We start from the raw sequence: 12,116 nt of genomic DNA on the forward strand, positions 1-12,116 counted from the left end.
AAGCGCGGCTACAAGATCGACAAGCAGGCCGAGGTCGACAAGATGGCCGCGGACATCGAGGCCGCCGTCAAGGCGCTCGCCAAGAAGCCCGCCGACAAGCCGGTCGTGAACCCGGGCAACAAGCCGGGCAACGGCTCGTCCAACGGCCTGCCCACCACGGGCGATCCCGCTCAGCTGATCGGCCTTATGGCCGCCGGCATGGGCGTTGCCGGTGCCGGTTTGGGCATCGGTCTGCGTCGTCGTAAGAACGCCGCATAGCGCACGAATCTCTCGTTCGCGAGCAGCTGCATAGGCTCGCGCGCCGACGGGCGCGCGTGCCGCCGCAAACGCACGACCCCCCGGAGCATGGCGCCCCGGGGGATCGTCTTGTTTCGAGGTGGTTGAAACGTGCCGTGTGCCAGGGGAGGATGGATGTCGCCAAGCGGGCTTCTGGTGCCGTACAGCCAGGTCGCAACGGCTCTGATAGAGGGGGCGAAAGGGCCTGCCCCGGTGTTTCCGGCACCGTTTGTGGAGATTCCGCGCTATTGGCCTCAATTAGCGATACGCCCGGGCGCGTGGACTGTTGACACAGCAGCTGCGACCTCGTATTCTATCGAACTGCGTGTTTCGTAGGCGGATGCTGACGCCTCGATTCAAGCCGTTGCACTTAGGAAAAAGCTGGAATCATCACGAAGAAGGAGTACGTTTTGCCTACTATTAACCAGCTGGTACGCCAGGGCCGCAAGTCCGTTCCCAAGAAGTCCAAGAACGCAGCTCTGCAGCACAACTCCCAGAAGCGCGGCGTGTGCACCCGCGTGTTCACCACGTCCCCCAAGAAGCCGAACTCGGCTCTTCGTAAGGTCGCCCGTGTCCGTCTCGTTAACGGCATCGAGGTCACCGCATACATTCCTGGCGAGGGCCACAACCTCCAGGAGCACTCCATCGTCCTCATCCGCGGCGGCCGTGTTCGCGACCTCCCCGGTGTTCGTTATCACGTCATCCGTGGCGCCTACGACGCTGCTGCAGTGAACAACCGCAAGCAGTCCCGCTCCAAGTACGGCGCGAAGCGCCCGAAGTAGGAATAACACCCTACGCAATCTGATCCAACGAATAGAGGAGATTTCATATGCCGCGTCGTGCAGCAAAGAATAATCGCCGCGAGGTTATGCCGGATGCTGTTTACAACAACCGCCTCGTGACCCAGCTTATCAACAAGGTCCTCCTGGACGGCAAGAAGGCTACCGCCGAGCGCGTCGTCTACGGCGCCTTCGACATCGTGGCCGCCAAGTCCGAGGGCGACGCCCTGGCCGTCTTCAAGAAGGCCATGGACAACGTCCGCCCGACCCTCGAGGTCAAGCCCAAGCGCGTTGGTGGCGCTACCTACCAGGTCCCGATGGAGGTCAACTCCCGTCGTTCGACCCAGCTCGCCATCCGCTGGATCGTCAACTTCTCCCGCGCCCGCAAGGAGAAGACCATGGCCGAGCGTCTCGCCAACGAGATCCTCGACGCCTCCAACGGCGTTGGCGCTTCCGTGAAGAAGCGCGAGGACGTCTTCAAGATGGCCGAGGCCAACCGCGCGTTCTCTCACTACCGCTGGTAATTTAGGGAAGGAACTTCAGTCATGGCTAAGCCCAAGTACAAGCTTTCCGAGACCCGTAACATCGGCATCATGGCTCACATCGATGCCGGTAAGACCACCACGACCGAGCGCATCCTGTACTACACCGGTAAGAAGCACAAGATCGGTGAGACCCACGAGGGCGCTGCCACCATGGACTTCATGGTGCAGGAGCAGGAGCGCGGCGTAACCATCCAGTCCGCAGCTACCACCTGCTTCTGGAACAAGGACAACAAGGATTACCGCATCCAGATCATCGACACCCCGGGCCACGTTGACTTCACCTCCGAGGTCGAGCGTTCCCTCCGCGTTCTCGACGGCGCCGTCGCCGTCTTCGACGCCGTTGCCGGTGTTCAGCCGCAGTCCGAGACCGTGTGGCGCCAGGCCCGCAACTACAACGTCCCCCGTATCGCGTTCATCAACAAGTATGACCGCGTCGGTGCCGACTTCTTCAACGCCATCCAGACCATGAAGGATCGCCTGCAGGCTAACGCCGTGGCCGTCCAGGTCCCGATGGGCGCCGAGGACAACTTCTGGGGCGTCATCGACCTCGTCACCATGACCGCGTGGGACTTCAAGCCCGACGCGAAGGGCATGACCTATCCCGAGCCGCTCGACGAGATCCCGGCCGAGTTCGCCGACATCGTGGAGGAGAAGCGCGCCGAGCTGCTCGACGCCGCCGCCACCTACGATGACGAGCTCATGATGATGGTCCTCGAGGACGAGGAGATCCCCGTCGACATGCTCAAGGCCGCTATCCGCAAGGGTACCCTGGCTAACGAGCTCAACCCGGTTCTCGTGGGCTCCGCCTACAAGAACAAGGGCGTTCAGGAGCTGCTCGACGCCGTCGTCGACTACCTGCCCAGCCCGCTCGACGTTCCCGCTGTCGAGGGTACCAACCCCAAGACGGGCGAGACCGAGACCCGCGAGGCTACTTCCGACGCTCCGTTCTCCGCTCTGGCCTTCAAGATCTCTACCGACCCGTTCGTCGGTAAGCTCACGTTCTTCCGCGTGTACTCCGGTCACGTGGACGCCGGCTCCTATGTTGCCAACGCAACCTCCGGCAACCGCGAGCGCTTCGGCCGCATCCTCGAGATGAACGCGAACGACCGCGTCGACGTCGACGGCGCCTTCGCCGGCGACATCCTCGCTGCCGTCGGTCTGAAGAACACCACCACCGGTGACACCCTCTGCGAGGAGGGCAAGGAGATCATCCTCGAGCAGATCGAGTTCGCCAAGCCCGTTATCGACATCGCCATCGAGCCCAAGTCCAAGGCCGAGCAGGACAAGATGTCCATCGCTCTGACCAAGCTCGCCGAGGAGGACCCGACCTTCCAGGTGTCCACCAACCACGAGACCGGCCAGACCATCATCGCCGGCATGGGCGAGCTGCACCTCGAGATCATCGTCGACCGTCTCCTCCGCGAGTTCAAGGTCGAGGCTAACGTGGGTAAGCCCCAGGTTGCCTACCGTGAGGCTCCGGGCCACGACGTCGAGAAGGCCGAGGGCAAGTTCGTCCGCCAGTCCGGTGGTCGCGGCCAGTACGGTCACGCCGTCATCAAGCTCGAGAAGATGGAAGAGGGCTTCGGCTACGAGTTCGTCAACGCCATCGTCGGCGGCGTCGTGCCCAAGGATTACATCCCGTCCATCGATAAGGGCATCCAGGAGGCGCTGAACACCGGCGTCATCGCCGGCTACCCGGTCGTCGACGTCAAGGTCACCCTGTTCGACGGTTCCTACCACGAGGTCGACTCCTCCGAGGCCGCGTTCAAGATCGCTGGCTCCATGGCCATCAAGGACGCCCTCAAGAAGTCCGACCCGATCCTGCTCGAGCCCTACATGTCCGTCGAGGTCGAGACCCCCGAGCAGTACATGGGCGACGTCATGGGCAACCTCTCCGGTCGCCGTGGCAAGATCGAGGGCATGGACGACCGCGCTGGCAGCAAGGTCATCCGCGCCAAGGTGCCGCTGGGCGAGATGTTCGGCTATGCTACCGACCTTCGCTCCCAGACCCAGGGCCGTGCATCCTATACGATGCAGTTCGACTCGTACGAGCCCGCCCCCAAGTCCATCACGGACGAGGTCATGAGCAAGAACGGTAACTAAGGTACCCGCTCGCACTAGTATCACCCGCGAGGATGCCCTCGCATTCCATTTGGAGGTTCAAGTTGTCTAGCCAGAAGATCAGGATCCGCCTCAAGGGCTATGATCACGAGATCGTCGATCAGTCCGCGAAGCTCATTGTCGAGACCGCTCAGAAGACCGGCGCTCGCGTTTCCGGCCCCATTCCGCTGCCCACCGAGCGCAACCTCTACACGGTTATCCGCTCCCCGCATGTGAACAAGGACTCCCGCGAGCAGTTCGAGATGCGCACCCACAAGCGCCTCATCGACATCCTCGACCCCACCAGCGGCACCGTTGATTCGCTCATGCGTCTCGACCTCCCCGCCGGCGTCGACATCGAGATCAAGCTCTAAGCCGATCGCTCGATTCTCGCGCGTCTCGCATACATCGCATGCGATTCTGGCCGTCATCCGTTTGGGTGGCGGCCTTTTTCATTTTGGATGGCCCCAGCTAGGGGATGCGCGGGACGTTGGCCATGTGGTAGCGGCACCGTTTTGGGTCGGCTTCGACGTCTATGAAACATTCGCGCCGCTATCCCAAGAGGTCTATGATGAAGCATTGCAGATATGAGAGGGGAGAGTTCCATGGTTGAGTGGATACTGAGACATGCGGGCGACGACCGCGCCCGGGTTGGGTCGATGGCCGGTATGGTTTGCATCGTGCTCAACGTTGTGCTGTGCATAGCCAAGGCCGTGATCGGCCTGCTCAGCGGCTCCGTTTCCATCGTGGCAGACGCGTTGAACAACCTGTCCGACGCGAGCTCGAACATCGTGAGCGTCTTGGGTTTCAAACTCGCGAGCAAGCCGGCCGATCCCGAACATCCCTATGGCCACGGACGCTATGAATACCTTTCTGGCCTGGTCGTCGCGGTCCTCGTGCTCCTCATCGGCGTCGAGCTGGTGAAGTCATCGATCGATAAGCTCTTGGCGCCCGAACCCATGGTGTTCTCCCTGGCGCTCGTCGTGGTCCTGCTGCTGTCGATCGCCGTGAAGTTCTGGATGGCGGCGTTCAATCGCCGTCTTGGCGAGCGCATCGAATCCGAGACCCTGCTGGCCACCGCGCAGGATTCGAAAAACGACGTCATCGCAACCGCAGTCGTCCTGGCGTCCGCGATCATAACGCGTGTAACCGGCATCGAGCTCGATGGCTGGATGGGCCTGGCGGTTGGCCTCTATATCGGCTGGAGCGGTATTCAGCTCATCAAGGATACCGTGGATCCCCTGCTTGGGTCGGCGCCCGATCCGCGACTCGTCGAGCACATCCGAAGCAAGATCATGAGCTATCCCGGCGTGTTGGGGACGCACGACCTGATGGTGCACGATTACGGCCCGGGCAGGCAGTTCGCCAGCGCGCACGTCGAGATGGCCGCGGAATCAGATCCCATCGCGAGCCACGATACGCTCGACAACATCGAGCAGTCATTTAAAGATGAGGATGGCATGATCGTCACCCTGCACTTTGATCCCATCGTGACCAACGATCCCGCTGTGGTGGACATGCGCAACCGCATCGACGCGCTTGCGAAGGAGATCGACCCGCGCGTGTCCATCCACGACCTGCGAACGGTGCCCGGGCCCACGCATACGAACGTCATCTTCGACTGCCTGCGTCCGGAGGATTGCACGCTCAATGCGTCTGAGCTCAAACGCGAGCTGGCCGAGTCCGTGCAGGCCGAGTACCCCAAGGCCGTGGCAAAGATCACGGTGGACGAGGACTATGTGAGCGCCGAGCAGTAGGCCGATGCGCCCTTCCCTTCGATGGGCAGCCCGCCTCAGAAAAGTGCCTGTCCCTTTTCTGAGGCCTCGCCTCGGATTAGGGACAGGCACTTTTCTGAGGGGATAGGCCGAGGATCCCGGCGGGAGACGAGGAGAGACGATGAAGCAGCTCTATTTGATGCGTCACGGGCAGACGGTGTTCAACGTCCAGAAGCTGGTTCAGGGGCGTTGCGATTCGCCGCTTACCGATACGGGCATCGCCCAGGCGCGGGAGGCGTCGGCTTGGCTTGCCAGCCGGCAGGTGGCGTTCGACCGTATATGCACCTCGCCGTTGGGGCGCGCCTACAACACGGCGTGCATCGCGCGCGAGGCGCTGCAGGAGGCAGCCGGGCGTTCGGGCGAGGCGGCGTGTTCCGTGCCCGTCATCGAGGTCGTGGACGGCCTGATCGAGCGAAGCTACGGCCCCTACGAGGGTGGACCGCAAAGCGCGGTGACCGCGGGCGTATGGGATCCGGGCGAGACGTTGGTGCCCGAGGGCGGAGAGGGCAGCGAGGCCGTGCGGTCGCGCATGGTGGATGCGCTCACCGCGCTCATGGCACCCGAGGACGTGCGCACCCTGCTGGCGGTATCGCACGGATCGGCCACCATGCAGTTCAAGCGCGCGTGGGAGCACGCGGCGCGCTGCGATCAGGACCAGCCGCTGGGTAACTGCTGCGTGCTGGTCTTCGATTTCGACGAGGAAAGCGGCGTGTTCTCGAATACCAAGATCGTGAATCTTCCGGCATAGCGCGCATCTCGATCGCCGCGAACGCTTCGGCATGCAAAACGCGGGCGGCCCGCTGTGCTAGCGGACCGCCCGCGTTGGCGTGAATCGATAGCCGACCGGCCGGTTCCTACTCGTCGCCGAAGCTGATGCCCAGCGCGCGGGCCTCGCGCACCAGGTCGCTGTTGGGGTCGACGAGCTTGAGCTTGCCGGCCACCTCCTCAAGCGGCACGCGGCACATGCGCCCGTTGCGCTGTGCCACCATGAAGCCGTACTCGCCCTCGAGGCAGCCGAGCGCCGCCTCCACGCCGCACTGCGTGGCGAAGATGCGATCTTGGGCATCGGGTGCGCCGCCGCGCTGCGTGTGGCCCGGAATGGCCACGCGCGTCTCGCGACCGCAGATCTCCTCGATCTGGCGTGCGAGGTCGTAGGCGATGGAGGGAGAGGTGCGCGCTGCCACCTTGGCCTTGTACTCCTTCTTGGGCAGGGCGGCGTCCTCCTTGGAGATGGCGCCCTCGGCCACCACCACGATGGTGAAGCGGCTGCCGGCCTCCATGCGGCGCTCGATGGCAGCCTGCACGCTGGCGAAGTCGTAGGGAATCTCGGGGATGAGGCAGACGTCGGCGCCGCCGGCGACGGCCGCGTACAGGGGGATCCAGCCGACCTTGTGGCCCATGATCTCGATCACGAAGACGCGACCGTGGCTGGACGCCGTGGTGTGGATGTCGTCGATGCAGCGCGTGGCTACCTCGACGGCGCTGGTAAAGCCGAAGGTGATGTCGGTGCCGAAGGTATCGTTGTCGATGGTCTTGGGCAGGGCGATCACGTTGAGGCCCTCCTCACGCAGGCGGTTGGCCGTCTTGGTGGAGCCGTTGCCGCCCAGCATGAACAGGCAATCCAGGCGAAGCTTCTGGTAGGTGCGCACCATGGCGGGAACCTTGTCGACGCCGTCGGCCTCGGGGGTATCGAGGCGCTTGAACGGCGTGCGGCTCGTGCCCAGGATCGTGCCGCCGCGCGTGAGGATGCCGCTGAAATCCTTCATATTCATGAGCTTGTAACGGCCGTAGATGAGGCCCTGGTAGCCGTCCTCGAAACCGTAGATCTCCACGGGCTCGTGGGCGTTGTGGAGCATGGTCTTCACGATGCCGCGCATGGTCGCGTTGAGCGCCTGGCAGTCGCCACCGCTGGTGAGCAGTCCGATTCTTGGCATGGGTCCTCCCAAGATACGTGGTAAGTGACAGAAAATGGGTACGGAAGCTAGTTTGGCACAACGGGGCGCGCAGCGTGCCGGCAGCCGTGCAAAACGGCGTTCTGTAAGGTGTTTTTTACGTTGGGGCTGCGGCGCTGGCGTTGGCGCCGCACCGTCCGTGCCGCAGCGCGTCCGCGTCGCGCCCCGCCTGCCGCGTTTGAGCTGCAGCAGGTTTTCCGGTTCTGCCCATGCCGCCACGACCGCTGCCGCGCGGCCGGGCCAGCTCGTACCCGTATCGCGCGAGGTGTGCGTTTTCGCTGGGTGCGGGCCCTCTCGTCTCGCGTTGCGCGTCGATTCGGTATCATCGTGAAGCTAGCTATGTCGAGCATCCGAGTGGGCGACCCTGCGCGTCGGCGCCCGGAATCGTTTGGAAGGAATGACATGATCAAGGAAATCGTGCACGACCAGATCCTGCTGTCGCAGGTTGCCGAGCCCGCTACCGCCGAGGACGCCGCGGTCGCGCAGGACCTCGTCGACACCATCAAGTCGCTCGACGATTGCGCCTGCCTTGCCGCCAACCAGATCGGCGTGAACAAGGCCATCGTCGCGTACGAGCAGAAGGGGCACGTCTTCGTGCTCTTCAACCCCAAGGTCCTGGCCGGCATGAAGCCGTTCAGGGCGCAGGAGGGCTGCCTGAGCCTCGAGAGCGTCTCGAGCGTCAAGCGCTTCCAGACGGTTCGCGTGTCCTTCCAGGAGCTCGTGGGCGAGCAGCTCGTCCCGCGCACGCGTACGTTCCAGGACTTCACCGCCCAGTGCGTGCAGCACGGCATCGATCACTGCGCTGGCAAGCTGGTGTAATCGCAGGCTGCTGGCGAACATATCGCGTTTGCAGAGCGCTCGTATACGGGCCCGGGGTCGACTCGGGCCTTTTTCATGCCGATCGGAGGCGGGCGATTGCGTCCGCAGCGCGCCGTGCGGCGGACATCCCTGCCCCGTGTCGTGGGTGGGGCGCCCGGGACCATGTGCTCCTCCACGGCTCTCACATAGGTGGGGAGGAACGATGGAGGCCGATCCTGCCTACCGCGGCTCGTTGACTGCGACGTAACGTCGTAGTTTTGAATACCAACCAAGCGACGAAGAACGGCGTCGCGCAATCATGGACGGGCTGGCCCGCATGCGCGCCGGCCCGTTTTATGCAGGGGAGGGCATGGCCTTTTCCGCTTGGTTGGAAGGAGCATCTATGTTCAAGGGCGCGGTCTTGCGCTATCTGGTATCCGATGCGTTGTCGCTCATCGGCAACTCGATCGCCGGCGTGGTGCTGCCGCTGGTGCTGCTCGCGCGCACCGGCGACGTGCTGGCGGCCGGCTCGCTGGCGCTTATCTGCGCGGTGCCGCAGTTCGTGTGCGGCGTGGTGGGCGGCGCGCTGCTGGATCGCATGAACCGCCGCACCGTGAGCATCGTGGCGGACTTCATCTCGGCGGCGAGTTGCGCGCTGCTGCCCATCATCGACGAGGTATGGGGCTTGAGCTTCGGCTGGTTCGTCCTGCTGGGCCTGCTGGGCGCCGTGGGCGACGTGCCGGGCATGTCGGCGCGCGACGCGCTGCTGCCCGCGGTGTGCGAGCGCGAGGGCGCCGACCTGCAGCGCTTCGTGGGTGCGAGCCAGTCGCTCGGTGCGCTGGTGAATATCATCGGCCCGGCGGTGGCGGCGCTGCTCATCGGCTTTATGGACGAAGCGGACGTGCTGTGGGTGACCGCTGCGTTCTCGTGCGCCGCCGCGCTGGTCACGTGGACGCTTCCGCGCTCCGTGGGCGAGGTGGCCGCCGCGGCCGAGGCCGAGCAGGCGAATGGCGCCGCCGTCCCCTCGAAGGGCGCTACGCTGCTGGCGACCGCGAAGTCCGTGCTGGTGGACGGCTTGACCGCGCTTTTCGCGACCGATCCGCTGCTGCGCGCCTCCACCATGCTCTCGTTCGGCATCACCATGGTGATGGGCAGCCTGCAGGGCATCGTGCTTCCGGCGTTCTTCACCCAGATGGGTCAGCCCGAGGCCGTGGGCTACGTGGTGTCGGCCATGGGGGCGGGCCTGCTTATGGGCTCTATGGGCTACACCGCGCTGGCGCATAAGATGAGCCGTCGGAGCTGGCTCGTGGTCTCGCTGGTGGGCATGGCCGCCGCCGTGGGCGTGATGGGCCGCTTCCCCGAGCTGCCCGTGCTGCTGGCCGCGGCTACGCTGCTGGGCCTGTTCGCCGGCCCCGCTTCGGCGCTGCTGGGATTCTTCGCCTTCGACCGCGTGCCCGACGAGCGCCGCGGCTCGGCGATGGGAACGCTCAACGCGCTCTACCTGGTGGTGGCGCCCGCCGGCGCCTTCGTGGGCTCGGTGCTCATCTCCACGGTGCAGATCCATGGCGCGGGCCCGGTGCTCGCCGGCGCCTGGCTGGTGGTGACCGTGGTCGCGTTGCTGGCGCGCCCGCTGCGTCATATCGAGGCGAAGGACCTGGCCGCAGATCGCATCTAACAGATATCCAACACGTCGAGAACGCCTGCGCGCTCATGGTGCGCGGGCGTTTTCGCGCATGCGGGCGGCGTGGCGGCGCGGGCGTGGCGGAGCATGTTTGCCGGAATGGGGCGAAGGAACGAGCAGATGGCCGAAATGGCGCTGGATGAGAGAGGGGGCGTGCGATAATCGATGGACGCGCAGCATGAGGCGAGGCGGTTTGGGACCGCGCGCGTATCGGACGAGCAGGAGCGGGTGAGGCACATGCGCAGCAACGAGTTGGCGAAGCTGGCCGGCGTGACGACGCGCACGCTGCGGCACTACCATGCCATAGGCTTGTTGGAAGAGCCGCCGCGCTCGGCAAACGGATACCGCGACTACGATGCTGCCGCCCTGCTGCGCGTGCTGCGTATTCGACAGCTGGCTTCGCTCGGGTTCCATCTGGACCAGGTGGCGGGCATGCTCGACGAGCTCGACGCCGAGCGCGGGACGGATGCCGTGCGCGCCGCACCGCACGACGGACCGCGCGCCGACGAGCTGCTGGCCGAGCTCGACGCCGCACTGGAGTCGCGCATCGAGGACCTGCGCCGGCAGCGCGCCTTGATCGCGCGCCTGCGCGCCCACGACCTGGCCGCCGATTTCCCCGAGCGCGCCGCGGGGGCGCTGGCGGCGATGGATCGCCTCGCGCGCCTCAGCGACGTGCCCGGGTTCATGAGCGTGGCCTTCAGCGATGCAGACCGCCTGGCGATGGGCATAGCCGCCCACCTCTATACCGAGGAGGAGCTGGCCGAGATCGAGCGCGTGTTCACGGCGATCGTCGAGCGCGGCATGGTGGGGGAGTATCGGCGCGTGAGCGTGCTGGTGAACGACCTGCCCACCGATGCGGACGAGCCCGCGCGCTCCGAGGCCGTTGCGACTTGCCTGGGCTTTCTCGAGCAGCTTTCCGATTGCTTCGCGCCGGGCAACTGGCTGCGCGAGGACAAGGACTACGAGCTGCTGCTCGACCGCACGGCGAGCGCCGCCTTCAACGGGGCGCAGATCGACGTGTCGAACCGCGTGTTCGAGGAGTTCGCCCGCCGCATGGAGGCGCGTGCGTAGCGCGCGATCCGCGTGACGGCAGCCGGTGTCAAGAGAATCTATGCCTTCGATGCGCGCACCCGTGCGAGCGGCCTGCCGTGCCCTACACTGGAAAAGTTGCTACGTTTTTGAGCCGGGCCCTAGGGAGGCGGCGCTATGGCGCAGAATCACGACCTGTTTGACGACATCATCGATATCAGCAAGGGGCTGGGCGCCCTGAAGGACCCCTTCGGCGGCGTCACCGACGCGCTGATGGGCGTGGGTTCGCCCGATGCACCCCATTGGAACCCGGCGGACTACAAGGAGCGCCCGCGTGCGAACACCATTCCGTGCCTGGTATGCAAGCACGAGGAGAGCTCGTGCACGGCGTGCCTGGACGCATGTCCCGTCGAGGCGATCGATATCGAGGACGGCGGCATCGACGTGCTCGATTCGTGCCGCAAATGCGGCCTGTGCGCGGCCGCCTGCCCGACCGAGGCGTTCGTCTCGCCCCGAATCCAGCCCAAGAAGCTCTACGACGCCATCGCCGCGGCGGCTGCCGCGCACGAGACAGCGTACGTCACCTGCACTCGCGCGCTGCGACGCCTGCCGCGCGAGAACGAGGTCGTGGTGGCGTGCGTGGGCGATGTGACGCGCGAGGTGTGGTTCTCGATCCTGGCCGACTACCCCAACGTGAGCGTGTACCTCCCCCTCGACATCTGCACCCATTGCCGCAACACCACCGGCGAGGAGATGCTCGGCGAGGCTATCGCCACGGCTGAGGAGTGGGCGGGCGTCGGCCTGGGCCTGGAGGTGGAGGCGCGCGACCTCACGTGCACGAAGCGCCGCGAATACGAGCGCAAGGAGTTCATGGACAACATCATGCGCTCCACGGGCCTGGCGGTGACCAAGCTCAACCCCGCCACCGCCGCTATCGCGTCGGTATCGCAGCGCCTCAAGGCGCATTCGCAGCAGATCACCAACCTGGAGCGCACGCTCAACAAGGCCTGCGGCGTGACCACGCAGAAGCGCCGTCGCATCCTCATGCAGAAGAACCAGCTGCTCCTCTCCACGCTGCAGGCGCATCCCGAGCTCGCCGAGAGCGTGCGCGTGGAGCGTCCGGTGTGCGATTTCTCGAAGTGCACCATGTGCGGCGAGTGCGTGCGCCAGTGCCCCACGTT

The 12,116-nt window shown here is 65.0% G+C and carries 12 protein-coding genes; 11 read left to right on the plus strand and 1 reads right to left on the minus strand.

The window, feature by feature from the left end:
* From I2E26_RS07125 to I2E26_RS07155, 7 genes are all read left to right on the plus strand, one after another.
* Positions 1-258, plus strand: a 258-nt coding sequence (locus tag I2E26_RS07125) for an LPXTG cell wall anchor domain-containing protein (protein WP_195420177.1), incomplete at its 5' end; no start/stop codon positions are given.
* Positions 259-686: 428 nt separating this feature from the next.
* Positions 687-1,058: a 30S ribosomal protein S12 gene (gene rpsL, locus I2E26_RS07130; RefSeq protein WP_147588933.1), complete on the plus strand. Its 372-nt coding sequence runs from the start codon at positions 687-689 to the stop codon at positions 1,056-1,058.
* Between the two features lie 47 nt (positions 1,059-1,105).
* A complete protein-coding gene (gene rpsG / locus I2E26_RS07135; protein ID WP_147588934.1) occupies positions 1,106-1,579 on the plus strand; it encodes a 30S ribosomal protein S7 in 474 nt (157 codons plus the stop codon).
* Between the two features lie 21 nt (positions 1,580-1,600).
* Positions 1,601-3,703: an elongation factor G gene (gene fusA, locus I2E26_RS07140; RefSeq protein ID WP_195420178.1), complete on the plus strand. Its 2,103-nt coding sequence runs from the start codon at positions 1,601-1,603 to the stop codon at positions 3,701-3,703.
* Between the two features lie 62 nt (positions 3,704-3,765).
* Positions 3,766-4,074: a 30S ribosomal protein S10 gene (rpsJ, locus tag I2E26_RS07145; protein ID WP_147588936.1), complete on the plus strand. Its 309-nt coding sequence runs from the start codon at positions 3,766-3,768 to the stop codon at positions 4,072-4,074.
* Between the two features lie 231 nt (positions 4,075-4,305).
* Positions 4,306-5,457: a cation diffusion facilitator family transporter gene (locus tag I2E26_RS07150; RefSeq protein ID WP_195420179.1), complete on the plus strand. Its 1,152-nt coding sequence runs from the start codon at positions 4,306-4,308 to the stop codon at positions 5,455-5,457.
* A gap of 139 nt (positions 5,458-5,596) precedes the next feature.
* Positions 5,597-6,223, plus strand: a complete 627-nt coding sequence (locus I2E26_RS07155) for a histidine phosphatase family protein (protein WP_195420180.1) — start codon at positions 5,597-5,599, stop codon at positions 6,221-6,223.
* A gap of 106 nt (positions 6,224-6,329) precedes the next feature.
* Here the strand turns inward: I2E26_RS07155 and I2E26_RS07160 are convergent, their stop codons facing one another.
* The gene (locus I2E26_RS07160) at positions 6,330-7,409 is read right to left on the minus strand and encodes a 6-phosphofructokinase (RefSeq protein ID WP_195420181.1); all 1,080 of its coding nucleotides are present in this window, start codon (positions 7,407-7,409) and stop codon (positions 6,330-6,332) included.
* 420 nt (positions 7,410-7,829) lie between these two features.
* On the opposite strand from I2E26_RS07160, the gene I2E26_RS07165 reads away from it, so the two are divergent.
* From I2E26_RS07165 to I2E26_RS07180, 4 genes are all read left to right on the plus strand, one after another.
* Positions 7,830-8,246 (plus strand): peptide deformylase, encoded by a 417-nt coding sequence (locus I2E26_RS07165; protein WP_195420182.1) that lies wholly within the window; start codon positions 7,830-7,832, stop codon positions 8,244-8,246.
* Positions 8,247-8,628: 382 nt separating this feature from the next.
* Positions 8,629-9,900: an MFS transporter gene (locus I2E26_RS07170; protein WP_195420183.1), complete on the plus strand. Its 1,272-nt coding sequence runs from the start codon at positions 8,629-8,631 to the stop codon at positions 9,898-9,900.
* Positions 9,901-10,143: 243 nt separating this feature from the next.
* Positions 10,144-10,977 carry a MerR family transcriptional regulator gene (locus tag I2E26_RS07175; protein WP_195420184.1) on the plus strand — a complete coding sequence of 278 codons (834 nt, stop codon included), beginning with the start codon at positions 10,144-10,146 and terminating at the stop codon, positions 10,975-10,977.
* 135 nt (positions 10,978-11,112) lie between these two features.
* Positions 11,113-12,116 (plus strand): 4Fe-4S binding protein (locus tag I2E26_RS07180; RefSeq protein WP_195420185.1); only part of this gene is annotated, 1,004 nt, incomplete at its 3' end.

Source organism: Collinsella sp. D33t1_170424_A12 (assembly GCF_015554865.1).
In the GTDB taxonomy this organism is placed as follows: Bacteria; Actinomycetota; Coriobacteriia; order Coriobacteriales; family Coriobacteriaceae; genus Collinsella.